The organism is Streptomyces sp. NPDC005791 (assembly GCF_042871485.1).
GTDB lineage: Bacteria > Actinomycetota > Actinomycetes > Streptomycetales > Streptomycetaceae > Streptomyces.
In genome coordinates this window covers 285,060-310,775 of sequence record NZ_JBIAIP010000007.1, presented here as the reverse complement: position 1 = coordinate 310,775, position 25,716 = coordinate 285,060, and the positions used below count along the sequence as shown (strand labels likewise).

At 70.6% G+C, this 25,716-nt stretch carries 22 protein-coding genes and 1 pseudogene; 15 read left to right on the top strand and 8 right to left on the bottom strand.

Annotated features, from left to right (window positions below; translation table 11 throughout):
* The first annotated feature begins 54 nt into the window (after positions 1 to 54).
* The 4 genes from ACFYSH_RS16735 (at position 55) to ACFYSH_RS16720 (ending at position 6,186) form a co-directional block, all read left to right on the top strand.
* Complete coding sequence (locus ACFYSH_RS16735; RefSeq protein ID WP_388753330.1) at positions 55 to 1,332, top strand: acetyl-CoA C-acetyltransferase; 1,278 nt, start codon at positions 55 to 57, stop codon at positions 1,330 to 1,332.
* A gap of 110 nt (positions 1,333 to 1,442) precedes the next feature.
* Complete coding sequence (locus ACFYSH_RS16730; protein WP_359470434.1) at positions 1,443 to 3,365, top strand: AMP-dependent synthetase/ligase; 1,923 nt, start codon at positions 1,443 to 1,445, stop codon at positions 3,363 to 3,365.
* A 356-nt stretch (positions 3,366 to 3,721) separates the two neighbouring features.
* Positions 3,722 to 4,567 (top strand): LLM class F420-dependent oxidoreductase, encoded by an 846-nt coding sequence (locus ACFYSH_RS16725; protein ID WP_359470431.1) that lies wholly within the window; start codon positions 3,722 to 3,724, stop codon positions 4,565 to 4,567.
* Between the two features lie 134 nt (positions 4,568 to 4,701).
* Positions 4,702 to 6,186 (top strand): penicillin-binding protein 2, encoded by a 1,485-nt coding sequence (locus ACFYSH_RS16720; RefSeq protein WP_359470243.1) that lies wholly within the window; start codon positions 4,702 to 4,704, stop codon positions 6,184 to 6,186.
* A 74-nt stretch (positions 6,187 to 6,260) separates the two neighbouring features.
* On the opposite strand, the gene ACFYSH_RS16715 is transcribed toward ACFYSH_RS16720, so the two are convergent.
* Positions 6,261 to 7,454 (bottom strand): hypothetical protein, encoded by a 1,194-nt coding sequence (locus tag ACFYSH_RS16715; RefSeq protein WP_359470241.1) that lies wholly within the window; start codon positions 7,452 to 7,454, stop codon positions 6,261 to 6,263.
* Positions 7,455 to 7,728: 274 nt separating this feature from the next.
* Here ACFYSH_RS16715 and ACFYSH_RS16710 point away from each other — a divergent pair, with 274 nt between their 5' ends.
* The 5 genes from ACFYSH_RS16710 to ACFYSH_RS16690 all read left to right on the top strand — a co-directional run bounded on the left by ACFYSH_RS16710 (position 7,729) and on the right by ACFYSH_RS16690 (position 12,052).
* Complete coding sequence (locus ACFYSH_RS16710) at positions 7,729 to 8,241, top strand: toxin-antitoxin system HicB family antitoxin (RefSeq protein ID WP_359470429.1); 513 nt, start codon at positions 7,729 to 7,731, stop codon at positions 8,239 to 8,241.
* Positions 8,242 to 8,369: 128 nt separating this feature from the next.
* On the top strand, positions 8,370 to 9,212 hold the full coding sequence (locus tag ACFYSH_RS16705; RefSeq protein WP_388753204.1) for a DUF4097 domain-containing protein: 843 nt from the start codon (positions 8,370 to 8,372) through the stop codon (positions 9,210 to 9,212).
* A gap of 68 nt (positions 9,213 to 9,280) precedes the next feature.
* Positions 9,281 to 10,327 carry an ATP-binding cassette domain-containing protein gene (locus ACFYSH_RS16700; RefSeq protein WP_359470235.1) on the top strand — a complete coding sequence of 349 codons (1,047 nt, stop codon included), beginning with the start codon at positions 9,281 to 9,283 and terminating at the stop codon, positions 10,325 to 10,327.
* Complete coding sequence (locus ACFYSH_RS16695) at positions 10,324 to 11,100, top strand: ABC transporter permease (RefSeq protein WP_359470232.1); 777 nt, start codon at positions 10,324 to 10,326, stop codon at positions 11,098 to 11,100. The genes ACFYSH_RS16700 and ACFYSH_RS16695 overlap by 4 nt, the downstream gene beginning before the upstream one ends.
* 214 nt (positions 11,101 to 11,314) lie before the next feature.
* Positions 11,315 to 12,052 (top strand): FadR/GntR family transcriptional regulator, encoded by a 738-nt coding sequence (locus ACFYSH_RS16690; RefSeq protein ID WP_388753199.1) that lies wholly within the window; start codon positions 11,315 to 11,317, stop codon positions 12,050 to 12,052.
* Between the two features lie 11 nt (positions 12,053 to 12,063).
* Here the strand turns inward: ACFYSH_RS16690 and ACFYSH_RS16685 are convergent, their stop codons facing one another.
* Positions 12,064 to 12,822, bottom strand: coding sequence for an HAD family hydrolase (locus ACFYSH_RS16685; RefSeq protein ID WP_359470426.1), 759 nt, complete (start codon positions 12,820 to 12,822; stop codon positions 12,064 to 12,066).
* Between the two features lie 120 nt (positions 12,823 to 12,942).
* Here ACFYSH_RS16685 and ACFYSH_RS16680 point away from each other — a divergent pair, with 120 nt between their 5' ends.
* Both ACFYSH_RS16680 and ACFYSH_RS16675 read left to right on the top strand, forming a co-directional pair.
* Positions 12,943 to 15,519, top strand: coding sequence for a bifunctional FO biosynthesis protein CofGH (locus ACFYSH_RS16680; protein ID WP_388753196.1), 2,577 nt, complete (start codon positions 12,943 to 12,945; stop codon positions 15,517 to 15,519).
* 77 nt (positions 15,520 to 15,596) lie between these two features.
* Positions 15,597 to 16,127, top strand: a pseudogene (locus tag ACFYSH_RS16675) (hypothetical protein); the annotation flags it as partial.
* A gap of 37 nt (positions 16,128 to 16,164) precedes the next feature.
* Here the strand turns inward: ACFYSH_RS16675 and ACFYSH_RS16670 are convergent.
* Positions 16,165 to 17,091 (bottom strand): SDR family oxidoreductase, encoded by a 927-nt coding sequence (locus ACFYSH_RS16670; RefSeq protein ID WP_359470224.1) that lies wholly within the window; start codon positions 17,089 to 17,091, stop codon positions 16,165 to 16,167.
* 200 nt (positions 17,092 to 17,291) lie between these two features.
* Here ACFYSH_RS16670 and ACFYSH_RS16665 point away from each other — a divergent pair, with 200 nt between their 5' ends.
* Positions 17,292 to 17,513, top strand: coding sequence for a hypothetical protein (locus ACFYSH_RS16665; RefSeq protein ID WP_388753193.1), 222 nt, complete (start codon positions 17,292 to 17,294; stop codon positions 17,511 to 17,513).
* Between the two features lie 33 nt (positions 17,514 to 17,546).
* Here ACFYSH_RS16665 and ACFYSH_RS16660 read toward each other — a convergent pair whose 3' ends face one another.
* Positions 17,547 to 17,921, bottom strand: a complete 375-nt coding sequence (locus ACFYSH_RS16660; protein ID WP_359470424.1) for a MerR family transcriptional regulator — start codon at positions 17,919 to 17,921, stop codon at positions 17,547 to 17,549.
* Between the two features lie 58 nt (positions 17,922 to 17,979).
* On the opposite strand from ACFYSH_RS16660, the gene ACFYSH_RS16655 reads away from it, so the two are divergent.
* From ACFYSH_RS16655 to ACFYSH_RS16645, 3 genes are all read left to right on the top strand, one after another.
* Positions 17,980 to 19,086, top strand: coding sequence for an alkene reductase (locus ACFYSH_RS16655; RefSeq protein WP_359470221.1), 1,107 nt, complete (start codon positions 17,980 to 17,982; stop codon positions 19,084 to 19,086).
* A 274-nt stretch (positions 19,087 to 19,360) separates the two neighbouring features.
* Positions 19,361 to 19,834 (top strand): carboxymuconolactone decarboxylase family protein, encoded by a 474-nt coding sequence (locus ACFYSH_RS16650; RefSeq protein WP_359470219.1) that lies wholly within the window; start codon positions 19,361 to 19,363, stop codon positions 19,832 to 19,834.
* A 182-nt stretch (positions 19,835 to 20,016) separates the two neighbouring features.
* Entirely contained in the window at positions 20,017 to 21,132 is a 1,116-nt protein-coding gene (locus ACFYSH_RS16645; RefSeq protein WP_359470217.1) for an ADP-ribosylglycohydrolase family protein, read from the top strand.
* 100 nt (positions 21,133 to 21,232) lie between these two features.
* On the opposite strand, the gene ACFYSH_RS16640 is transcribed toward ACFYSH_RS16645, so the two are convergent.
* From ACFYSH_RS16640 to ACFYSH_RS16625, 4 genes are all read right to left on the bottom strand, one after another.
* On the bottom strand, positions 21,233 to 22,816 hold the full coding sequence (locus ACFYSH_RS16640) for a sodium:solute symporter family protein (protein WP_359470214.1): 1,584 nt from the start codon (positions 22,814 to 22,816) through the stop codon (positions 21,233 to 21,235).
* Positions 22,817 to 23,365: 549 nt separating this feature from the next.
* Positions 23,366 to 23,572, bottom strand: coding sequence for a DUF397 domain-containing protein (locus ACFYSH_RS16635; RefSeq protein ID WP_359470211.1), 207 nt, complete (start codon positions 23,570 to 23,572; stop codon positions 23,366 to 23,368).
* A gap of 190 nt (positions 23,573 to 23,762) precedes the next feature.
* Positions 23,763 to 24,620 carry a helix-turn-helix transcriptional regulator gene (locus tag ACFYSH_RS16630; RefSeq protein ID WP_359470208.1) on the bottom strand — a complete coding sequence of 286 codons (858 nt, stop codon included), beginning with the start codon at positions 24,618 to 24,620 and terminating at the stop codon, positions 23,763 to 23,765.
* 238 nt (positions 24,621 to 24,858) lie between these two features.
* The gene (locus tag ACFYSH_RS16625; protein ID WP_359470206.1) at positions 24,859 to 25,578 is read right to left on the bottom strand and encodes a GPP34 family phosphoprotein; all 720 of its coding nucleotides are present in this window, start codon (positions 25,576 to 25,578) and stop codon (positions 24,859 to 24,861) included.
* Positions 25,579 to 25,716 lie beyond the last annotated feature (138 nt).

Here is a 25,716-nt window from a genome sequence, read left to right as displayed (position 1 = left end):
CGTAGATTTACTCCGGAGTAAGGTTACTCAAGGGTCAGGAGTTGTCGAGATGAGCTGGTCGAGTTGATTCCCCTCGCACTTCCGCAGCCGCGCCGGGTCGCGGTCATCGGTGGCAGTCGCATTCCGTTCGCCCGCTCCGACGGCCCGTACGCGCGGGCGTCGAACCAGGACATGCTGACGGCGGCGCTGGACGGTCTCGTCGAGCGCTTCGGCCTGCGGGGCCGGCAGGTCGGCGAGTTCGTCGCCGGCGCGGTCCTCAAGCACAGCCGGGACTTCAACCTGGCCCGGGAGACCGTCCTGGGCTCGGCCCTGGACCCGCGCACACCCGCGTACGACATCCAGCAGGCGTGCGGCACCGGGCTGCAGGCCGTCGTCGCCGCCGCCAACAAGATCGCGCTCGGCGCGATCGACTCGGCGATCGCCGGCGGCGCCGACACCGCGAGTGACGCGCCCCTGGGCGTCAACGACCGGCTGCGCAGGATCCTGCTCGAGGCGCGCCGCGCCAGGTCGACGGGCGCCCGGATCAAGGCGCTGGCAGCCGTCCGGCCCGGCCACCTCGTCCCGGACATCCCGCGCAACGCCGAGCCCCGCACCGGCCTTTCGATGGGCGAGCACGCGGCGCTCACCGCCCGGAAGTGGGGCGTGGCCCGTGAGGACCAGGACCTGCTGGCCGCCACCAGCCACCAGCGGCTCGCCGCGGCGTACGAACGCGGCTTCCTGGACGACCTCGTCGTCCCCTACCTCGGCCTGGACCGCGACCAGAATCTGCGCCCCGGCTCCACGGTGGAGAAACTCGCCACGCTGCAACCGGTGTTCGGCGCCGGACACCCCGACGCGACGATGACCGCGGGCAATTCGACCCCGCTCACCGACGGCGCCGCCACCGTGCTGCTGGCGAGCGAGGAATGGGCCGAGGCGCGCGGCCTGGAACCGCTGGCGTACCTGTCGCTGTACGAGACGGCTGCCGTGGACCACGTGAGCGGCGAGGACGGTTTGCTGATGGCGCCCGCGTACGCCGTACCGCGGATGCTGGAGCGGGCCGGGCTGACCGTCGGGGACTTCGACCTCTTCGAGATCCACGAGGCCTTCGCCTCCCAGGTGCTCGCCACCCTGGCGTCCTGGGAGGAGCAGGGGCTCGCCCCCGTCGACAGGGCCACGCTGAACGTGGCCGGATCGTCCCTCGCCACCGGCCACCCCTTCGCCGCCACGGGCGCCCGGATCGTGGCGACCCTGGCCAAGCTCCTCGCGGAGCGGGACGCCCCCGGCCGGGGCCTGATCTCGATCTGCGCCGCAGGCGGCCAGGGGGTCACCGCGATCCTGGAACGCCCTTGAACCCCGCAGGCCACCATCCGTACGTGAACGACCCCGCGCACCCAGCAGCCGCCTCGGCGCCGGGCCCCGAGGACGGGCCCGGCGCCGGACCCCACGTCGAGGAGCCGCTCGTGTCCACGCCCGACCCCGCCGCCGTATCCGCCGCGCCCGCCGTTCCCGTACTGGTCGAACCGACCAAGGTCCGGGCGGCCGACGGCACCGTACGGGAAGTGTCCGTGCCGCCGCTCGCGCCGACCGTGCGGCACGGCTCGCTCGCCGAAATCCCCTTCGACAACGCCCGCCAGGCCCCCTCCGAGGCGGTCCTCAGCCGCAAGCAGGCCGACGGCGGCTGGCAGGACGTGACCGCCGCCGCCTTCGCCGCCGAGGTCCGGGCCGTGGCCAAGGGCCTGATCGCGGAGGGCCTGCAGAGCGGGGACCGGGTCGCGATCATGGCCCGTACGACCTATGAGTGGACGCTGCTCGACTTCGCCTCCTGGGCGGCCGGACTGGTCACCGTGCCCGTCTACCCGACCTCGTCGGCCTTCCAGACGCGCTGGATCCTCCAGGACTCCGGAGCCGTCGCCTGCGCGGTGGAGACGAAGGAGCAGGAGCGACTGGTCAGCCAGGAGCGGCAGCAGCTCGGGGACCTCACCCACGTCTGGCAGTTCGACTCGGGCGCGGTGGGCCGGCTCAAGACGCTCGGCCAGGACGTACCCGACGCGGTCGTCGCCGACCGTCGCGCCGCCCTGGGGCCGGACAGCCCCGCCACCATCGTCTACACCTCGGGCACCACGGGCCGGCCCAAGGGCTGCGTCCTGACCCACGGGAACTTCTTCGCCGAGGTCGACAACGCCATAGAGCTGCTCCACCCCGTCTTCAAGTCGGTGTCGAAGTACCCCGCGTCGACCCTCCTGTTCCTCCCCCTCTCCCATGTCTTCGGCCGCATGGTGGCGATCGGCTGCATGCGCGCCCGGGTCCGGCTCGGGCACGCGCCGTCCATCCGGACCGAGGACCTGCTCGCGGACCTGGCAGGCTTCAAGCCGTCGTTCCTCCTGGCCATCCCGTACGTCCTGGAGAAGGTCTACAACACCGGCCGCGCCACGGCCGAGAAGATGGGCCGCGTCTCCTCCTTCGACCGTGCGGCCCGGATCGCGCAGCGTTACGGCGAGGCGGTCGAGGCCGCCGAACACGGCACGGGCCCCGGCCCCGGCCTCGGTCTCCGCGCCGCCCGCGCGCTGTACGACCCGCTGGTCTACCGGCGTATCCGCGCCGCGCTGGGCGGCCACGTCCGGTACGCGATCTGCGGCGGTTCCCCGCTGGGAAGCAGGCTCGCCGCGTTCTACGCGGGGGCGGGCATGCAGATCTTCGAGGGCTACGGCCTGACCGAGACCACCGCGGCCGCCACGGTCACCCCGCCCCTCAAGCCCCGCCTCGGCACGGTGGGCTGGCCGCTGCCGGGCACCGCCGTGCGGATCGCGGACGACGGGGAGGTCCTGCTCAGCGGTGGCCAGGTCTTCCACGGCTACTGGGACACCGGGCGCGGCGAGGCCACACCGTACGAGGGAGGCGACTGGTTCCCGACGGGCGACCTGGGCGCCCTGGACGAGGACGGGTACCTCACGATCACCGGTCGCAAGAAGGACATCATCATCACCTCCGGCGGCAAGAACGTCACCCCCGCCCCGCTGGAGGACTGGCTGCGCGCCCACCCGCTGGTCAGCCAGTGCATGGTGGTCGGGGACAACCGGTCGTTCATCAGCGCCCTGATCACCCTGGAGCCGGACGGTCTCGCCCACTGGCGCCGGATGCGGAAGAAGGTGGACGTCCCGCTGCGGGAGCTCGTCCGGGACGAGGACCTGCGCGCCGTGCTGCAGCGAGCGGTCGACGAGGCCAACCGGCTCGTCTCGCGCGCCGAGTCCATCCGTGCGTTCACCGTCCTGCCGCAGGACTTCACCGAGGAGAGCGGTCATCTCACGCCGTCGCTGAAGCTGAAGCGGGATGCGATCACGCGGGACTTCGACGCGGAGATCGAGGAGCTGTACCGCAGGCCGTAGCCGGGGCCGCGTCGCCGGAGGTGCCGGCGGGCGCCTCCGGCAGGTTCCTGGCCGGATTCCTCCCGATGCTGCTGGTCGCCTTCGCCTACCGGGAGCCCAACAAGGTCATGCCGGACTGCGGCACCTCCTTCACCTGGACGGTGAAGGCCTTCGGGCCCCGCCTGGGCTGGATGTGCGGCGGGGGCCTGGTCATCGCGACGATCATCGCCCTGTCGAACCTGGCGGGCGTCGCCACCTCCTCCTTCTGGCTCGGTGAACGACTGAGCGGTGCGCACCGGGCATCGCGGAAGCGGACTCGGCGGCCCGCTCCACCGCATACCGTGGAGCCGTCACGGACGACGACGGAGGTGCCTCGCATGCGGATCGCCACAACGATCTTCCTCACCGACGAGACGATCACGCCGGTCCGGCTCGCACGCGAGCTGGAACAGCGGGGCTTCGCCGGGCTCTACCTGCCCGAGCACACCCACATCCCGGTGAGCCGGGAGTCCCCGTATCCGGCGGGCGGCGAACTGCCTCCCGAGTACGGCCGGACCCTCGACCCCTTCGTGGCCCTGGGGCAGGCCTCCGCCGTCACCGAGCGACTGGCCCTCGGCACCGGCATCACGCTGATCGCCCAGCACGACCCCATCGACCTGGCCAAGCAGGCCGCCACGCTCGACCACCTCTCCGGTGGCCGCCTCACGCTCGGCATCGGCTTCGGCTGGAACAAGGAGGAGGCCGCCGACCACGGCGTGGAGTGGCCGACCCGGCGCGCGCTCGGCAGCGACCGGCTGGCCCTGATGCGGGCCCTGTGGGCGGACGAACCGACGGCGTACGAAGGCGAGTTCGGCTCGGTCCGGGCGAGCGACGCCTATCCGAAGCCGGTGCAGCGGCCGCGCGGTCCGGTGAGCGGTCCGCGCACCCTGATCGGCGGGGCGGCCGGGCCGAAGCTGTTCGCGCAGATCGCCCAGGAAGCGGACGGCTGGCTGCCGATCGGCGGGCGCGGTCTGTCGGAGTCCGTGCCGAAGCTGCGTACGGCCTGGGAGGAGGCGGGCCGCGACCCGAAGCACCTCCAGGTGGTGCCCTACGCCGTCCAGCCGTCCCCGGGGAAGCTGGCGTACTACGCGGATCTGGGCGTGGACGAGGTCGTCCTGCAACTGCCCCCGGCCGGGGAGGCCGAGGTGCTGCGCGCGCTGGACGCGTATGCGGCGTACCTGTGAGAAACCTGTGTCCGTGAAGTAGCCGGGGCGATCTTCCGGCGGAACCACGGACGCTAAAATCGCATCTATCACCTCCGGACATCGATGGTGCGGCCCGTGTGCGTGTGTGCCCGGCTGCCTGAGGCGGGAGCACGATGAACAGGCCGTTGCGGCATATAGCCATTTTCTGTGGGCTGCTGATGCTGGCCCTGCTGATACGGGCCAACTGGCTGCAGTACGCCGAGAGCGAGGAACTCGCGACCCACGAGCACAACCGCCGGGTCAAGATCGCCCAGTTCGCCACCCCGCGGGGGGACATCATCGTGGGCGGCAAGGCGATCACGGGGTCGAAGGCGGTCGAGGGGACCGACTTCAAGTACCAGCGCACCTTCAAGCAGGGCGCGATGTACGCCCCCGTCACCGGCTACGCCTCGCAGGCGCAGGGCATGTCCCTCCTGGAGAACACGTACGACACCATCCTCAGCGGCCAGGACGAGCGCTTCGCCTTCCGGCACGCCAAGGACATCCTCACCGGTGAGGAGCGGCGCGGCGGTGATGTGGTCACCACCATCGACCCGAAGGCGCAGGAGGCGGCCTACAAGGGGCTGACCGACCTCGACGCCCGGGGCGCGGTCGTCGCCCTCGACCCGGCCACCGGCAAGGTCCTCGCCCTGGTCTCGACACCCTCGTACGACCCCTCGGTCTTCGCCGGCAACTCCTTCAAGGAGGGCGACAAGTTCCAGGCGCTGGTCGACGACAAGGGCAAGCCGCTGGCCAACCGGCCGCTGCGCGAGACCTTCCCGCCCGGCTCCACCTTCAAGGTCCTCACGGCTGCCGCGGCCCTGGAGCACGGTGTCGTCACGGACGTCGACGCGAAGACCGACGCCGCCTCCCCGTACAAGCTCCCGCTGTCCTCGAGCACGATCAGCAGTGAGGCCGGTGACGCCACGTGCAGCAAGGCGTCGATGAAGACGGCCATGCAGTACTCCTGCAACAACGTCTTCCTGGACGCCGCTCTCAAGGTGGGCGACGAGGGGATGCGTGAGACGGCCGAGAAGTTCGGCTTCAACGAGGACGTCTACTCCGAGGACTTCGGCGACATGCTCGCCACGAAGAGCCTCTACCCCGAGAAGCTGGACAAGCCCGGCACCGCCCTCACCGGCATGGGCCAGGGCAGCCTCACGAGCACCCCGATGCAGATGGCGATGGTCACGGCGGCCCTCGCCAACGGCGGCAAGCTGATGCAGCCGTACATCGTGGACAAGCTGCTCGGCCCGGACCTGTCGACCCTGGAGGAGCACGAGCCGCAGGTCAAGAGCCAGGCGGTCTCCGAGGAGACGGCGAAGAAGGTCCAGGAGATGATGGAGTTCACCGCCAAGGAGGGCAGCGCGAAGCGCGCCCTGATCGACGGCGTGACGGTGGGCGGCAAGACGGGTACGGCTCAGCGCGGCAACGACGTGCGCAAGGAAGTCCCGTACGGCTGGTTCGTCTCGTACGGCAAGAAGTCCGACGGACAGGCGGTGGCGGTCGCGGTGTTCATCGACCCGACCGCCATGGACATCTCCCGCTCGGACATCTCCGGCGGTGGCCTGGGTGGCCCGATCGCACGGGAAGTGATGAAGGCGGTGCTGCAGAAGTAGGACGGCCCTCCGACGGTCCGTGTACGGCGGCCCCCGCCCGGCGATGTGCTGCTGCCGGACGGGGGCCGCCGCGGTCACCCGACGGGTCGGCCCGGCAGCTCCGCGGGTGCCGACGCGGTCGGTGCGGTGGGCGGAGTGGCTGAGGCGGCCCCCGTGCCGCCTCCGGCCAGCCGCAGGGTCACCACGGCGGTGAGGCCCGCCAGTACGCCCCAGGTCACGGCGGCCGGGACGCCGTGGCCGAGGCTGCCGGACAGGTGCTGCCAGCCCCAGCGCAGCCCCGAGTCCGCCCCGGTCACCGCCCCCTGCAGCAGTTGGTTCGCCAGCAGCCCCACGACCGTCGCGCAGACCGCCCCGATCGCCGTCGCCCACACGGTGGCCCGGGTGAGCAGTACGGGCAGCAGCCGCAGAGCCCACCACACCACGGCGAGCAGCAGCGCGTCGGCGAGGCGGTACAGGAACCAGTGGCCGGTCGAACCCGCTGTCGGCCCCGACCAGCCGCCGAGCAGCAGCCACTGGCGCAGCAGGTCGCCCGGTTCGGAGAGCAGGCCGTCGGACAGGTGGACCGACTGGATGGACGCGGCCACCGACTGGTGGGACAGGACCACCGAGGAGAAGGCGACCACGGCGGTGCCGGCGGTGGCGGCCAACCGAGCGGCCCGCGCGGGGACGTCATGGAGCGGCAGCGGTCCGGCGCCCTTGGCCGTGATCCGTGCCACGAGCACGGTGACGGCCGCCGCGACGAGCGCGGTCACCACCACGGCCTGCCGCCCGCCCGAGGCCGCCAGCTGCGGCAGGACGCGGTAACTGCCGTGCCCGTGCGAGGCGATGAGCCAGGGCGTGGAGACGGACACCGCCAGGGTCCCCGCCACCAGGCCCCAGGCCCACACCGCGAGCAGCGTGACCGGCGTCCGGCGGTTCACCGGTGGCAGTCTGCGGACCAGCAGGAGCGCCCCGGGCACGAAGAAGGCGACGACCGCGGCGAACCTGACCTGCATGCCGGTCTCGTACAGCGAGAGGTAACGGGCGGGGTCGGCCGAGGCGGGATCCCCGATGTCCCCCAGCACCCCGGTGCCGAACCGGACCGAGTCCGGGGGATCGTACGACCAGGGGGTGAGCCAGGTCTGGAGTTCGGCGGTCATCCGGCCGCCGAGCGCGTCGCCGGCCCCCGGCAGGCGCAGCGCGTTCACGCTCGCCCCCGCCCACCACAGAAGCGCCGTGAGTATCAGTCCTCCGAGCAGTGCCGGTACCGCTGCGCGCAGGTATGTCATGAGGCCCCCGTTGTTGATCGCACCCCGTCAATCTTCTGACCGGCTGGAGACTACGGGAGGGGCGGGAACGGCCCGGCGGTGGGGAAGTGGCGCCCTGTGGTGCCACCCGGGTGCCATCGTAGGCGTCACCATGGTGTGGGTGGAGCGTGGTGCCATGGTTGCCCAAGAAGATGCCATCACGTTTCCGCAGGTCAAGCTGTTTTCGAACGAGAACGGGGCGGGCGTGGTGGCGGACGCCTTGCGCATGGCGCCATTGTGGCGCCATAATGGCGTCATGGACCTCACCCCGTATGTCGACTCTCTCCGCCGTGAACTCGCGGTGGCCGCCGATGCCGGCGGCGACGAAGCCCGCGAGCTGGCGGAGCGGCTCACCGCCCCCCTGGAGTCGGCGGCCCGGCTGACCATGCTCAACGTGCTCTCCGCCGCGGCGGACGAGATCACCCGGGAGCTCGCTCCCGGCTCGGTCGACGTTCGGCTGCGAGGGCTGGACCCCGACTTCGTGGTGACCGCGCCGCCCACCGACGACGGAGTGGCTGTGGGGCCGGCCGCACCCGTCGAACCGCTCAGGGCTCCGGCCGAGAGCGACGAGGGTGGCACCGCTCGCGTCAACCTGCGCCTGCCGTCCTCCCTCAAGGCCCGTGCCGAGGAGGCCGCGACCCGCGAAGGTCTGTCGGTCAACGCGTGGCTCGTGCGCGCCGTGTCGGCCGCGGTCGACGGTGACGCCCGGCCGCGTACGCCGGAGAGGGCTCGCACCATCGGGCAGAGCTTCACGGGCTGGGTCCGCTGAGGGCCGCACCACTGCGCCATCCGCACCACTGCGCCATCCGCACCACTGCGCCATCCGCACCATTGCGTCACCACCCATCGCGTCCCACCAGCGGGGACGACCTGACGACCCAAGAGGACGGGACAGCCATGCCTTCTTTCGACACTCCCGAACCGATCTCGGCCACGGCGCACGTGGAGGCCGGTTCCATCCAGTTCATCGCGGGCGACCGCCTCGACACCGTCGTCGAGGTCCGGCCCCGCGACCCGAAGAAGGACCTGGACAACAGGACGGCCGCCCAGACCGAGGTCACCTACGCGAACGGCGCCCTGACCGTCCGGACGCCCAAGTCCAGTCTGTTCGGCCGCACCGGTGTCCTCGACGTGACGGTCGAACTGCCCGCGGGTTCGCGCATCGACACGACCGGCTCCTGGGTCCAGGTGTTCGGCGAGGGCCGGCTCGGTGAGGTCCGCGTGAAGAGCTCGGTCGGTGACGTCCGCCTCGACACCACCGGCCCGCTGGAGCTGACGGCGTCGCACGGCTCGATCACCGTGGAGCGGGTCCAGGGTGCGGCCGAGATCACCACCAGCTCCGGCAGCCTGCGCGTGGGTCTCGTGGACGGCCCCGCCGTCCTGAAGAACTCGCACGGCTCCACGAACGTCGGTGTCGTGACCGGCGAGCTGCGGGTGCGCGGCGCGAACGGTGACATCGACATCCGCCGCGCCGAGGACTCGGTGACCGCCATCACCGCGCACGGCACCCTGCGTGTGGGCGAAGTGGCACGTGGAACGGTCCAGTTGGAGACCAACTACGGCGTCATCGAGGTCGGTGTCCGCGAGGGCGCGGCTGCCTGGCTCGACGTCAACTCGCGTTCAGGGCAGGTGCGTAACGCGCTGACCGCGTCCGAGTCCCCGGAGGCTACCGAGAACGCGGTCACCATCCGCGCCCGTACCCGGCACGGCAACATCGACATCCGTCGGGCCCGGGCCTGAGCCCGGAAGAACTCCGCACCTCGACACACCCACGCACCAGCCACTTCAACCATCGAACGGGGTACTCCATGCCTAACTCTGTCATGTCCACGTCCAGAAAAGCCGGTGATCCGCAGTCGTCCGCCGCCGTCTCCGTCATGGGGCTGCGCAAGTCCTACGGCGACAAGACCGTCCTCGACGGCATCGATCTGCACATCCCGGCCGGGTCCGTGTTCGCCCTGCTGGGACCGAACGGTGCCGGCAAGACCACCGCCGTGAAGATCCTCTCCACCCTCATCACCGCCGACGGCGGAGAGGCACAGGTCGCGGGTCACGACGTCACCACGTCACCGGACGGGGTGCGTGCCGCGATCGGGGTGACGGGGCAGTTCTCGGCGGTGGACGGGTTGATCACGGGTGAGGAGAACATGCTCCTCATGGCGGACCTGCACCGCCTGTCCAAGCGGGAGGGAAGGCGGGTCACCGCCGAACTCCTGGAACGCTTCGACCTGGTGGAAGCGGCGAAGAAGCCGGCCGCCAGTTACTCCGGCGGGATGAAACGCCGCCTGGACATCGCGATGACCCTGGTCGGCGATCCGAGGATCATCTTCCTCGACGAGCCGACCACCGGCCTCGACCCCCGCTCCCGCCACACCATGTGGCAGATCATCCGCGAGCTGGTGGCCGGCGGCGTCACCGTCTTCCTCACCACCCAGTACCTGGAGGAGGCCGACGAACTCGCCGACCGCATCGCCGTCCTGAACGACGGGAAGATCGCCGCGCAGGGCACCGCCGAAGAACTCAAACGGCTCATCCCCGGCGGCCACATCCGCCTCCGCTTCACCGACCCGGCCGCCTACCGAAACGCCGCCACCGCACTCGGCGAAGCCACCCGCGACGACGACGCACTCGCCCTGCAGATCCCCAGCGACGGCAGCCAGCGCGAACTCCGCTCCATCCTCGACTGGCTGGACTCGGCCGGCATCGAGGCCGACGAACTCACCGTCCACACCCCCGACCTCGACGACGTGTTCTTCGCCCTCACCACTGGCACCACCGTGCCCACCCAGTCCAGCCGGCCCACCCGGTCCACCCAGTCCAGCCAGTCCAGCCAGTCCAAGGAGGACGTCCGATGAGCTCCCTCTCCCTCGCCGTACGCGACTCGTCCACGATGCTGCGGCGAAACCTGCTGCACGCGAGGCGCTACCCCTCCATGACCCTGAACCTGCTCCTCACCCCGGTCATGCTCCTGCTCCTCTTCGTCTACATCTTCGGCGACACCATGAGCGGCGGTGCGGGCCGCTCCGCGTACGTCGCCTACCTCGTCCCCGGCGTCCTGCTCATGACCATCGGCTCCACCGTCGTCGGCACCGCCGTGTCCGTGTCCACCGACATGACCGAGGGCATCATCGCCCGCTTCCGCACCATGGCCATCCACCGGAACTCCATCCTCTTCGGACACGTCGCCGGCAGCGTCATGCAGGCCATCCTGAGTGTCATCGTCGTCGGCGCCGTCGGTGTGGCCATGGGCTTCCGCTCCACCGACGCCACCGCCCTGGAATGGCTCGCGGCATTCGGCCTGCTCTCCCTCTTCGCCCTGGCCTTCACCTGGATCGCGGTCGGCATGGGCCTCGGCAGCCCCAACGCCGAAGCCGCCAGCAACAACGCGACGCCGCTGATCCTCCTGCCCCTCATCTCCAGCGCCTTCGTCCCCCTGAGCGCCATGCCGGGCTGGTTCCAGCCGATCGCCGAGTACCAGCCCTTCACCCCCGCCATCGAGACCCTGCGCGGCCTCCTCCTCGGCACCGAGATCGGCAACAGCTGGTGGATCGCGCTCGCCTGGTGCCTCGGCCTCACCCTCCTCGGCTACGGCTGGTCCAAGGCACAGTTCGACCGCGACCCCAAGTAGCGGAGGAAGGGGCCCCACCGGCTCCGATCAGCCGCCCGTCCGGCGGTGCTGCGTGGGCCTGGACGCCCAGCAGGACCGCCGGGACGGACACGCCCAGGAACATCACGCGCCAGCCCTCGTAGGTCGCTCTCCTGAGCTCTTCTCCTGGGCCGATGAGCGCGTTGTCGTCCGCCCGCTCCGGGGTTCCGCCGCTCCGTCCGATGTACTGGTGAGCGTGTCCACGCAGCCCGAAGCGCCCGATTTCACGTCACTTCTGCGCCCCGTCGTACGGGAGTCCTCGGTCAGTGAGGTGGCCAAGCGGCTCCTCGACCACCTGTCCGAGGGAAACCTGAAGCCGGGCACGCGCCTGCCCGCGGAGCGTCAGCTCGCCGACGCCCTCGGTGTCGCGCGCTCCAGCGTGCGCGGCGCGCTGTCGGCGCTGGACGTCCTGGGCGTCATCGAGATCAGGCCGGGCTCGGGCTCGTACGTCCGTGAAGGGACCTCGGAGTTCCTGCCGCGGGCCATCAACTGGGGTCTGATGCTCGGTCAGCGCCGCACGCAGGACCTGGTCGAGGTCCGCACCTTCATGGAGGGCATGTCGGCGCGGCTGGCCGCGGACCGGGCGTCCGAGGAGGACGTCGAGCGGCTGGAGGCCCACCTGGAGCGGATGCGCGAGGCGGGTGCGGACGTCAAGGCGTTCATCGACGCCGATATCGCCTTCCATCTGGAGACCGCGCACATCGCGCGCAACACGGTGCTCAGCGACATCCTGCACTCCATCCGGGCGCTGCTCCAGGTGTGGATGGAGCGGGCGGGCGACATCGAGGGCACGGTCTGCGGGACGCTGCACGAGCACGGGGCCGTGCTCGACGCCATCCGGGCGGGGGATCCGGAGGGGGCGGAGGCGGCGATGGCCGAGCACATGAGACGGGCGAGCGACCGGCTGAGGCTGTCGCTGAGCGGCGACGAGTAGGGGTCCGGGACTCAGGTACGCGCCCGCTCGGGCGATGTCGCCTCCTCGGGTGGAGGTGCCTGCTCGGGCGGGGCTGCCTGTTCGAGCTGGGACGCCTGTTCGGGTGGGGCGGTGAGTGGCCTGCGCCGTCCGGCTCCCCCCAGCAGCGCCGGGAGTTCGGTCAGTGCGTTGACGCGCCAGTCCGCCGTCTCCACGACGTCCGGGTGGTCCGCCCACCAGTGACCGTACGGCCCGCGGCGGATGTGGGCCGCCCGCATCCCCGAGGACTTCGCCGGGAAGAGGTCGTCGGCGGGGTGGTCGCCCACGTACAGGGTCGCCTCCGGTGACGCGCCCGACACCTCCATGACGCGGGCGAAGAACTCCCGGCCCGGCTTGTCGACGCCCCACTCCTCCGAGGTGACGACCAGATCGGCCGGCAGATCCAGGGCCCGCAGCAGCGCACCGGCCCGGACCGTCCGGTCGCCCGCGACGACGACCCGCAGGCCGAGCGCGCGCAGTTCGGCCAGGGCGGGGCGCACGTCGGGGTAGAGATCCCTCTCGTCCAGGTGCTCGCCACGCCCGGCCGCCGCGCGGGCCCGGGAGGCCTCGCCGACGTCCATGCCGGGGCGCAGGATGCGCAGGGCGTCGGCGCGGTCGCGGCCCTGTGCGACGGCGGCACCGACCAGCGCGCTGACCGTGTGCGGCGGGACCCCGAGCCAGTCGGCCCACGAGGCCCAGTACCGGTCGTCGCGGACGAGGGTTTCTCCGATGTCGAAGACAATCGTTTCCATCACCTCTCCGACCCTACGGGGCAAGAGGGACATAACGGCCAAGGCGCCAGTGCCGGACGGGCGGTTACACCGGGAACGGGCCCTGGTCCGCGCTGATCGTGGCGCTCGTATGCTCGGATCATGACCGATCCTCAGCGCCCCACGACCAACGCCATGCGGCGCGCCCTCCGGCGGGCCCGCGACGGTGTCGCACTCGACGTGGCCGAGGCCGCCGTCCTGCTCCAGGCGCGGGGGGAGGACCTGACCGATCTGACCGCGTCCGCCGCCCGGGTCCGGGACGCGGGTCTTGACGCCGCGGGCCGGCCGGGAGTGATCACGTACTCCCGCAAGGTCTTCATCCCGCTGACCCGGCTCTGCCGTGACACCTGCCACTACTGCACCTTCGTCACCGTGCCCGGGAAGCTCAGGCGCGCGGGCCACGGGATGTTCCTGTCGCCGGACGAGGTCCTCGACATCGCCCGTAAGGGTGCCGAACTGGGCTGCAAGGAAGCCCTTTTCACACTCGGCGACCGCCCCGAGGACCGCTGGCCCGAGGCGCGGGAATGGCTGGAGGCCGAGGGGTACGACGACACCCTGGCGTACGTACGCGCCATGGCGGTGCGGGTCCTGGAGGAGACCGGGCTGCTGCCGCACCTGAACCCCGGTGTGATGACGTGGACGGACCTGCAGAGGCTGAAGCCCGTAGCCCCCTCCATGGGCATGATGCTGGAGACGACGGCGACCCGGCTGTGGTCGGAGAAGGGCGGTCCGCACCACGGGTCCCCCGACAAGGAGCCGGCCGTCCGGCTACGGGTGCTGGAGGACGCCGGCCGGTCCAACGTGCCGTTCACCACCGGCATCCTGATCGGGATCGGCGAGTCCTACGAGGAGCGTGCCGACTCCCTCTTCGAGCTGCGCAGGATCGCCCGCGCCTACCACGGCATCCAGGAAGTCATCGTCCAGAACTTCCGCGCCAAGCCGGACACCGCGATGCGCGGGATGCCGGACGCCGAACTGGAGGAGCTGGCCGCCGCGATCGCCGTCGCCCGCCACATCCTCGGCCCCTCGGCCCGCATCCAGGCCCCGCCGAATCTGGTGGACGCCGAATACGCCCTGCTGATCGGTGCGGGCATCGACGACTGGGGCGGCGTATCGCCCCTCACCCCGGACCATGTGAACCCCGAGCGCCCGTGGCCGCACATCGACGAGCTCGCGGCCCGCACCGCCGAGTCCGGCTTCCAGCTACGTGAACGCCTCACCATCTACCCCGAGTTCATCCAGCGCGGCGAGCCCTGGCTCGACCCCCGCCTCCTGCCGCACGTGCGGGCGCTCGCCGACCCGGAGACGGGCCTCGCCAAGGAGGGAACGATCCCGGCCGGGCTGCCCTGGCAGGAGCCCGACGAGGGGTTCAACGCCTCCGGCCGCACCGACCTGCACCGCACCATCGACACCGAGGGCCGCACCGGCGACCGGCGCGACGACTTCGACGCGGTGTACGGCGACTGGGAGGCCCTGCGTGAGGCCGCCGCGCCCGGCATGGTGCCGTCCCGCATCGACACCGACGTACGCCAGGCCCTGAGCCAGGCCGCCGACGACCCCACGAAGCTCACCGACGACCAGGCCCTCGCCCTGCTCCACGCCGAGGGGCCGGCGCTGGACGAGCTCTGCCGGATCGCGGACACCCTGCGCCGCGACGTGGTCGGTGACGACGTCACCTACATCGTCACCAGGAACATCAACTTCACCAACGTCTGCTACACCGGCTGCCGCTTCTGCGCCTTCGCCCAGCGGCGTACGGACGCCGACGCCTACACCCTCTCCCTGGACCAGGTCGCCGACCGTGCGGCGCAGGCCTGGGACGTCGGCGCGGTCGAGGTCTGCATGCAGGGCGGCATCCACCCGGACCTGCCCGGCACCGCGTACTTCGACATCGCGCGGGCGGTGAAGGAACGCGTCCCCGGCATGCACGTCCACGCCTTCTCGCCGATGGAGGTCGTCAACGGCGCCTCCCGCACCGGCCTGTCCATCCGTGACTGGCTCGCCGCCGCGAAGGACGCCGGGCTCGACTCGATCCCCGGCACCGCCGCGGAGATCCTCGACGACGAGGTCCGCTGGATCCTCACCAAGGGCAAGCTGCCGACGGCCGACTGGCTCGAGGTCATCAGGACGGCGCACGAGACGGGCCTGCGCTCCTCGTCCACGATGATGTACGGCCACGTCGACCAGCCCCGGCACTGGCTCGGCCACTTCAGGACACTGGCCCGCCTCCAGCAGGAGACCGGCGGCTTCACGGAGTTCGTCACCCTGCCGTTCATCCACACCAACGCGCCGGTCTACCTGGCGGGCATCGCCCGCCCCGGCCCCACCGACCGCGACAACCGGGCCGTCACCGCGATGGCCCGCCTCCTGCTCCACCCGCACATCACCAACATCCAGACCAGCTGGGTGAAGCTCGGCGCGGAGGGGGCCGCCGAGATGCTGCGCTCGGGCGCCAACGACCTCGGCGGGACCCTGATGGAGGAGACCATCTCCCGGATGGCGGGCTCCAGTTACGGCTCGTACCGCTCGATCCAGGACCTCGTCGCCATCGCCGACCTGGCGGGCCGGCCGGCGAAGCCGCGTACGACCCTGTACGGCGAGGTCCCGGAGGAACGCGTCACGGCCGCGGCGGCCTCGGACGGGCACCTGCCGGAGCTGCTGCCGGTGCTGGAGGGCTGAGCGGGGCGGGGGCTGCTTCCGGAGCCGCGCGGTCGGGCCCCGGAAGCAGCTGCTCGCAACTGCCGCTGCATACATCATGGGCCTCCCGCCCGGTCCCCATCGGCCCCCGGCAGTGGCCCGCGCTCACCCTGCGCCCACTCGTCGCAGGCCCGCACAACATGCCGGTGATCACCGATGTCGCCGAGGCCCGCAAGGATCTGGCGCTCACCACGCTGGCTGCGATCACACATGCCGCCGATCCGGACATCGGTGCCATACTGAAAACGCTGTCCAGCGCTTTGCGGGACGTACCGGAAAGCATCGCCGATCCCCTTGTCGAATTCACCGCACAAGGCCTGGGCAACCGCCCGGCCGCACAACAGTGGAGGAACCTGGTGGCCGTGGACCTCTCTTTCTACAAGTCCTTCATGGCAGAGGAAATCCGGGACGAGGGCCGCACGGAAGGCATCGCGCAGGGCATCCTGCTCTTCCTCGCGCAAGCGGGCGTCGACGTTTCGGACGAGGCGCGCGGCAGGATCACCACCTGCGGTGACCTCGACACCCTGAACCGCTGGCTTCTGCGGGCCCCCACCGCCCGGTCGGTCGAGGACGTCTTCGCCGAAAGGTAGGCGGCTCCTCAACCGGAGCGACGGCCCGGCCTGACCGTCAGCGGTACCCCGTCGCGTCGGCCGGCTTGCCGGCGCCCTCGACCTCGGCCAGGTAGGCCCAGCAGTCGGGGCGGGAGCCGTCGAGGTCGGTGAAGTCGTACTCCTGCGCGAGCTGCCCGCTGGACAGCGACTGACCGTTCCGGCGTCGGAGGCCGGGGTCACCGGCCAGAGCGGCGACCGCGCGGCCCACGTACGACGGGCTTTCCGAGATGCAGAAGTGTGGCACCTCGGTCAGCGCGTCGCGCCAGTTCTCCTCGGTCACGCCGAAGGCGTCGAGCATCATCTCGGAGCGCATCCAGCCCGGGGTGAGCGCCACCGCCGTCCCGCCGTGCGGCTCCAACTCGTGCGCCAGCACGAAGGCCATGCGCAGCACGCTGTTCTTGGCCAGGTCGTAGAAGTAGGAGTTGCGGTAGTTCGCTCCGTTGTACGCGGCTGTCCCGTCGGTCATCTCGACCACGAGCCCGCCCGGTCGCCGCACCAGCAGGGGCAGCGCGAAGTGGCTGGTGATCGCGTGCGTCTCCACGCCCAGCCGGAGCAGCCGCAGCCCGTCGTCGAGGTCGTGCTCCCAGACCGGCTTGTCGAACGCGAACAGCCGCTCGCCACCCCAGACGTCGTTGACGAGTACGTCGAGCCGCCCCTGTTCGGCGTCGATGCGCTCGGTCAGCGCACGGACCTGCTCGGGCACCAGGTGGTCGGTCGGCACCGCGATACCGGTCCCGCCCGCGGTGGTGACGAGCTCGGCGGTCTCCTCGATCGTCTCGGGCCTGTCGTACTCGGAGCGCCGTTCACGGGTGGTGCGCCCGGTGACGTACACGGTCGCACCCGCCGCGCCGAGCTGGACGGCGATGCCGCGCCCGGCGCCCCGGGTGGCGCCTGCGACCAGGGCGATCTTTCCGTGGAGGGCCGGTTTCGGTGTGACGGGCATGGAACTCCTTGATCGGGTTTCGTCCGGCTGGACGACCCGTCCATGAAGGTCATGGACGGCGGCCGGTGACACCATGCTCGCCGCGGAACCAGACACCCTGTGTCCTGATTCCCGGACGTGTTTCCTCAGCCGGACCGCCGGAGGGAGCATCAGCCAGGGCTGGGCTCCGTTCGTCGGCAGCCCGCATCGGAGAGCTGCGGGTGGTGCCGGCGTCCCCGACGCCGGACATGCTCGACGCGGCGCCGGCCGTGAGTGCCCGGTACAGCACACTGAACCTGGATCTTGTGGACGCGGTGAATGTGGCCCTGGCGGCGGAGTACGACACCGAAGCGGTGCTGACGAGGGACCTCCGGGACTTCCGGGCCCTGCGTCCACTCGCCGGGAGACACGTCCACTTCCGGTTCCTGCCCGACGATCTCTGAAGTGCCGCCGTGGGACCGGGCCGCCGGGGCGGCTCAGTCGCCGTGCGTGGTCTCGCCCGCCGCCGTGGCGATCACGTCGTCCAGGACCTCCCGGGAGCGGCGTAGTTCGTCGATCTTCCGGTCGATGCGGTCGCGCTCCACGGAGAGGTCGCTGACCAGGCGCGGGGTGGCGATCTCGGAGGGCCCGCCGTCCGCGTCCCGTACGCAGGGCAGGAGTTCCGCGATCTTCGAGCTGCACAGCCCGGCGGCGTAGAACTCCTGGATGCGGATCACGCGGTCGACCGCGTTCTCGGAGTAGTCGCGGTGGCCTCCGGGTGTGCGGTCCGCCACCAGCAGGTTCTGCGTCTCGTAGTAGCGCAGGGAACGCTCGCTCACGCCCGTACGTGTGGCCAGCTCGCCGATCCGCATGAATTCCTCGCCTCCGGGGCTTGAACCTGACACCGGTGTCAATTCTTACCGTTCCGGCATGACGAACGCAGCCACTTCCTCAGCCAGGCTCTTCGAGCCCGTCACACTCGGCCCCCTCACTCTTCCCCACCGCCTCGTGATGGCCCCGCTGACCCGGAACCGCGCCACCGCCGACGGCGTCCCGACCCCGCTCATGGCCACGTACTACGCCCAGCGCGCCACGGCCGGGCTGATCATCGCCGAGGCGTCCACGCCGAACGCCGTCGGTCAGACGTACCCGCACATCACCGCGATCCACCGCCCGGCCCATGTCGAGGGATGGCGCCGGGTCACCGAAGCGGTCCGTGCGGAGGGCGGGCGGATGTTCCTCCAGATCCAGCACGGCGGGCGCGCCGGCCACCCCGACACCAGCGGACTGACCCCCGTCGCCCCCTCGCCGATCGCGCTGCCGGAGACGATCCACACCCCCGCCGGGCGCGTGCCCTCGGTCGTACCCCGCGAGATGACCACCGAGGACATCGCCTCCACCGTCGCCGACTTCGCCTCCGCCGCCCGCAACGCCATCGACGCGGGCTTCGAGGGCGTCGAGGTGCACAGCGCCAACGGCCATCTGCTCCACCAGTTCCTGGGCCAGGGGACCAACCGGCGGACCGACGCCTACGGAGGGCCCGTGGCGCACCGCATCCGCTTCGTCGTGGAGGTGGTCGAAGCCGTGGCGGCGGAGATCGGTCCCGAGCGGGTGGGGCTGCGCGTCTCGCCGTGGAGCACGGTGAACGGCATGGTGGAGGGCGACACCGAGGAGATCTACCCGGCGCTCCTCGGAGCCCTGGCGGGAAGCGGCCCGGCCTATCTGCACGTGGGGTACGCCGACCCGGAGGACTCCGTCTTCCAGCGGATCCGGAAGGACTGGGCGGGCACGCTGATCGCCAACCCCGTCCTGCCGAAGGACCACATCCCGGAGGACGGCGGTCTCGCCCACGCCGAGTCGTTGCTGGCCGCCGGCGCGGACGTGATCGCGCTCGGCCGCCCCTTCCTCGCCAACCCCGACCTGATCCGCCGTATGCGTACGGGCGCCCCGGTGAACCAGGTCCGGGACGCGTACCTGATGTACGTGGGCGGGGAGACGGGCTACACGGACTATCCGACGCTGGACGCCGTGGGGTGACCCACGTGGGCGACGAAGGCGGTCCACGCGGGTGCGGCGATGAGGAGGGCGGGGCCGATCCGTGCTCGCCGACCAGGCGGCGGGGGGAGCGGGCCGTGCGGTTCGCGCTCGGTACGGACGACGGAGTCGCAGCGGGACGTGCTGCGGGTCGCGGGGTGCGGGGAACGCCAGGGGGGACCCGCGCGAGACCCAGGTCACATGGGGTCGTGTCACATTCCGCGGAGGCCGATCCGTCGAGGGGGTGTAAGCGATGGCAACAGCTCAGGAGCTGATCATGAACGCTCGTCTCAACCTCTTCGGCAACAAGGCCGCCGCCACCTTCCTGAAGCACATCAACTCGGCCGGGAAGGTGGTCACCGACTCGGGGCTGCCCCACGCGACCCAGGAGCTGGTCAAGATCCGGGCCAGCCAGATCAACGGGTGCGGGTTCTGCACCGACATGCACACCAAGGACGCCACGGAGGCGGGCGAGACGGCGCTCCGGCTCAACCTGATCGCCGTGTGGCGCGAGGCCACCGTCTTCACCGATGCCGAGCGCGCCGCCCTGGAGCTGGCGGAGCAGGGCACCCGCATCGCCGACGCGGCCGGTGGGGTGCCGGACGAGGTGTGGGCGAACGCCGCCACGTACTACGACGAGGACCAGCTCGTCGCCCTGGTGGCCCTGATCGCCGTCATCAACGCGTACAACCGCCTGAACGTCATCGTCCAGCAGCCCGCGGGTGACTACCGGCCCGGCATGTTCGGCTGATCGCGCCCCCTGCGGCCGGGGCTTCCCCGGCCGCGGGGGACGGGCCGGAAACCATGAGGAATGCCGCGCGGACGTGCTCTCGCGTACCAGTCCGTACATTCCGTTCCGGCCCTGAACCGCTCCTTCCTGTTCGATTACAGTGCTTGCGCAGTCGCACCGGCAGGCCGGACGGAAGGGGCACGGTGAGCACAGGGACCACAGCTGTCTGGGGCCGTGCCCAGCAGCAGGACTTCCGCGGCCGAGTGCGGGGAGCACTGCTCGGCGGCGCCCTCGGGGACGCCCTCGGGGCCGGTGTCTCGGGGCTCACCCTGGAGGCGATACGCGCCGCCCACGGTGTGGACGGGGTGGCCGACTTCGTCCCCGCGCACGGCAGGCGCGGCGCCGTCACGGCCGTCACCCAGCTCACCCTCTTCACCGTCGACGGGCTGATCCGGGCCCAGGTCCGCCGGGACACCGGCGCCTGGCATCCACCGACCGACGTGCACCGCGCACACCTGCGCTGGGCGGCCACCCAGAGCGCCTGGGGGCCCGACGAACGCCGCAAGGACAACGGCTGGCTGGCCAGGGAGGAGTGGCTGTACACCCGCCGCGCCCCGACCCGGGAGTGCCTCGTCGGCTTCGGTGACGCCACGATGGGCACGCTCGCCGTGCCCAAGAACCCCGCCGCGCGGGACTCGGCGGCGCTCACCCGCTCCGCGCCCTTCGGGCTGCTCGTCGGCTGGGACCCCCAGCTCGTCCTCCAGCTGGCCGTCGAGTGCGCCGCACACACCCACGGCCACGCCACCGCGCAGCTCGCCGCCGGGGCCTTCGCCGTCATGGTGCACGGGCTGGCCCGTGGCGAGACCCTGGACGGTTCGGTCCAGCGCACCCTCGCCCTGCTCGCCGAACGCCCGGGCAACGAACAGGTCACCGAGGCGCTCCGGCAGGCCCTCGGCTCCGTACGGCAGGGGATCCCCGGGCCCGCCCTCATCGAGGCGCTCGGCGACACCGACTCGGCGGAGGAGGTCCTCGCCGTGGCGCTGTACTGCGCGCTGGTCGGCGAGGACGTACGCCATGGCTTGCGACTCGCCGTGAACCACTCAGGGCCGTCGGCGGCCACAGGAGCCGTGTGCGGGGCCCTCCTCGGGGCGCTGCACGGTGAGACGGCGCTGCCTCCGGCCTGGCTGGCGGAGCTGGAGGGGCGCTCGACCCTCCTGGAACTCTCCGACGACTTCGCGATGGAGATGACCCAGGGGCCCGCCCTGCACAGCCCGACCGCCGTCGCTCCGGGCTGGCTGGCCCGCTACCCACGGGACTGAGCGGGAGTCGGCGGGACCGAGCGTGCGGGTCCGGGAAGACAGAGGCGGGCGGGCGCCGCCGCGCCCGCCCGCCGTTCCCGCGCCCCCGTGTGCGGCGCGGTCAGTCCTTCACGCCCCCGGGAACCCCCGTGCTCTCCGGGCCGGGCCTCTGCGCGGGCACGGCTGCCGCCGCGACTCCGCCGTCCGGGCCCCCGTCGTCCGTGTTGATCGTCTCGATCAGTGCGTCGCGCTCCGGGGTGTCCTCGGGTTTGATGAACCCGATGACGATGTAGAGCACGAGGGAGATCGCCAGCGGCAGGGCCACCTGGTACTGGAGGGCGACGTCCGTCTTCACCGAACCGTCGAGGTTGTAGTTGGTGAAGAAGAAGGCGAGCAGTCCCGCCGCCCAGCTGGTGAGCGCCGCCGTCGGACCGGACCGGCGGAACCTGCGCAGCAGGCCCAGCATGAACGGGATGGCGATCGGGCCCATCAGTCCGGCCACCCACTTGATGACGACCGAGATGATGTCCTTGAACGTCGGCGAGTTGATCTGGGTCGCCAGCGCCATGGACAGGCCGAGGAACGCGAGCGTGGACAGCCGAGCGGCCATGAGTCCGCTGCGGTTGCTCCAGGTGCGGGCCGCCTTGGAGAAGACCGGTGCGATGTCCCGGGTGAAGACCGCCGAGATGGCGTTGGCGTCGGAGGAGCACATGGCCATCGTGTGCGAGAAGAAGCCGACGACGACCAGGCCCAGCAGTCCGTGCGGCAGCAGCTGCTCGGTCATCAGGGCGTAGCTGTCCGAGGCGTCGGGCTTCTTGGCCTCGACGAGCAGCGGGGCCACCCACATCGGGAAGAAGAGCACGACCGGCCAGACCAGCCACAGCGCGGCGGACAGATAGGCCGAACGGGTCGCGGAGCGTGCGGAGTCCGTGGCCATGTAGCGCTGGGCCTGGTTCCACATGCCGCCGTTGTACTCGAACGTCTTGATGAAGAGGTACGCCAGGAGGAAGGTCACCGTGTACGGGCCGGCCGTCGGCTCCGTGTGCCCCTCGGGCAGCTTGTCCCAGACCGTCCACAGTGAGCTGAAACCGCCGAGCTTGCTCATGACGATCACCAGCATGGCCAGACCGGCGAAGAGCTGGATGATGAACTGCCCGAGTTCGGTGAGGGCGTCGGCCCACAGCCCGCCGACCGTGCAGTAGACCGCCGTGATGGCACCGGTGATGAAGATGCCCTGGGTGAGGGTGATTCCCGTGAAGACGGAGAGCAGAGTGGCGATGGCGGCCCACTTGGCGCCGACGTCCACGATCTTCAGCAGCAGACCGGACCATGCCAGGGCCTGCTGGGTCGGGACGTTGTAGCGGTTCTTCAGATACTCCAGCGGCGAGGCGACGTGCAGTCGCGAGCGCAGTCGGTTGAGCCGGGGCGCGAAGAGTTTCGCGCCGATGCCGATACCGATCGCGATCGGCAGGGACCAGGTCACGAAGGACGTGACGCCGTACTGGTACGCGATGCCGGCGTAGCCGGTGAACATCACCGCGCTGTACCCGGACATGTGGTGCGAGATGCCCGACAGCCACCACGGCATCTTGCCGCCGGCCGTGAAGAAGTCGCTCACGTTGTCCACGCGCTTGTGCGACCAGAGTCCGATCGCGACCATCACACCGAAGTATCCGATGAGCACGGCCCAGTCGAGACTGTTCATGTGCCCCCTCCAGGGGTCCGCCTTGTGAACGGGAACGCACTTCGTCGGTACGGCCGTTCAGCGGGGCCCCGTGCGGGAACGGGACTTGGGGGATTGAACCGCCTGTCCGGGTTCACGGTCAAGGTTTTCTCGATCAGGGATGTGAACGCAGATCAGCAAGACGAACGATTTTACTTTTTATTGACCTTGCTAGGCGTTGTCGTGCACGTGATCGCGGCCACACGATGAGCGGGCACTTCGTCAGGCTGTGCAGGGATCCACGCAAGGCAGGGAAGGCCCGAGAACGCAGAACGACCGCACGGGATGCGGGTCCCGTGCGGCCGGAAAAGGGGGAAGCTGCACGACGTGACGCCTACACACTGATGGCGCCGAGCGCGCTGTCGTGCTGACTGCTGAGGTCGTGAGGTGTGCGGTACGTCGGGCGGGCCGCGCCGGGTCCGGTGGTGGGGCCGAGCCCCCTCGGCCAGGACGGCGGACCAGTCGAGAGGGCTCCTGGCGGTCGTGCGCGACCACCGGATGTGGTGCGGCGCGTGTGAAGCGACGTGCAGGTCAGGCGCTGACCGGGCCCGACGCGACGTCGCGCACGAAGGTGTTCCATGCTCCGGACACGAAGGAGAGCGAAGGGCCTTCGGGGGCCTTCGAGTCGCGTACGGCGATGGCCTGCGTGACGGGCGACTTCACTTCGACGCACGCCCCGTTGCCGCCGGAGTACGACGACTTCGTCCAGTTATCCGTAGCACCCTGAAGAATAGCCATGTTCACTCCGGTTCAGAGAGTTGATGTAAGTGGCACCAACTTCGTTCCTGTTGGCGTGATCGACGCTACTCGCCAACATCGCTTAGTGGTGGCGCCGTTCACTCGACCGGATGGCATATTCCGTGCGGGTCTTCCGCTGTGAGGTGGGGGCGGTGTATCTTCCCGCCCCCACCTCATCCGTGTGCGGTTTTCAGCGGGTATAGCCCTTGGCGATGTCACCGATGAACTGACGGGTCTGGTCCACGTTCAACGCCTGGGCCCGCAGGTGCTCGTACATGACGCTGTAGCGCTGTACGTCGTTCGCCTTCTCCAGGTAGAGGTCGCTGGTGACCCCCTCGATGTACACGACGCTGGAGTCGGCGGCGTCGGGGAACTCCAGAATGGCGTACTGGCCGTTGATGCCGGGGTGTGCCCCCATGTCGAAGGGCAGTACCTGCACGGTCACATGGGGCAGCTTGGACTGCTCGATGAGGTGCTCGAGCTGTTCGATCATGACCTGCTTGCCGCCGACGAGCCGGCGCAGCGCGGACTCGTCGATGACGGCCCACAGGCGCAGCGGGTGCTCGGGGGCGTTGACGCGGTCCTGGCGGCGGGCCCGGACGTTCACCCGCTTCTCGATGTCGGCCGGCGGCGCCTCGGGCAGTGCGCCGTTGATCAGGGCCTCCGCGTACCTCCGGGTCTGCAGCAGCCCGGGCACGACCTGGGGTTCGTACACCCGGAGCGACTCGGCATCGGTCTCCAGGCCGATGTACACGCTGTACGGGATGTCGCCGAAGGCGTGCCACCAGCCCTGCTGGCGGGAGTCCTTGGCCATCTGCATCAGCGAGTCGACGATGCGGTGGTCCTCGACCTCGTACACCCCGCAGAGATCGCGTACGTCGCGCTGGCTGATGGAGCGGCGGCCGTTCTCGAGCCGGCTGATCTTCGACTGCGAGACCAGCAGCCGCTCCGCCACCTCCTCGGCCGTCATGCCCTTGAGCTCGCGGAGGCGGCGCAATTCCTGGCCCAACCGGCGTCGCCTGACGGTGGGATTGACGTTGGTCGGCACGGAAACGGCACCTCCGGCTATGCAGCTTGTGTAGCTGTGCGTATCTGCTGCTCAGCAGATTGCCACCCGCGCCCCCGGGTCCGCTGGGAAATGACCACACGTAATCACCGCACGCAACAGCGCGGGGCAGCCGGTGGATCCGGCTGCCCCGCGCCTGGTGCGGCTCCCGAACCGGGTCATGGGGACGTCGGCGCGGCGGTATGCGGTGCTCCGCGCAAGTGTCCGCGCGGTCGTGCTGTCAGTGGACGGAGGTGTGCGCCATGCTGCCGCGACGCGTCTGCGCTTGCGGCTGCAACGGCACGCTCGCCGTCTGCTGATTGCGGCGTGGCTGGACGGCCACACCGTTCTGGACGTCCATCACGGCGTGAGCCACGAGACCGCCCATCGGGTCGTGTCTGATCAGGTCCCGGAGCCGGGAGCGCGATGAGCGCCCCTCGTTCCCGGGGTACAGGTGCTTGCCGAGTCCGACCGCGTGGGCCAGTGCGGCGAGCGCCGCGGTCCGCGGGTCCGGCGGTACGCCGGTGCGGATCGCACTGTCCAGCCGAGTTCTGATGTCCCGGCTGATCGCCGTGTCCGTCGCCTGGTAGCGAGTCGTCGGCAGCACCCCGCACATCTGGCCCGCCACGGCGTGAACCATGCCGCACCGCTCCAGATGGGCGAGATAGATCTGGCGAAGTCCCAGTCGGGGCCCGCCGATCCAGTGGACGGCCCGGACCGGACTGCCACGACGGCGCAGCAGTTCCAGTGCGGAGTCCAGAGTCGGATCTCCTGTCGGCCGTGGCATCACCACGGCGATACGATCCCCGTCAGGGGCTATCCGTCCTGCCAGAGCCAGCTCCACTAGCTGTGCCCCGGCCAGGCCGAGGTCGAGCGACTGCGGCTGCGCTGTGGTACCCGTGGTCGGGTCCAGAGCGAGCAGCAGGAGCTCCTCCGGAATTGTTCTGCGGCCCTTGCCCATCCATGCCTCCCCGCGTGGATGAGTGACAGGGTGACCCCTCTCACATTGGTCTGTCGAGGGTGCCTGGGTGCTTTGTAAGGGAACCGTTAGGTATGTCGTTCTCGTCTAGCGGCTCGGTCAAGGGTTCACACAGGACAC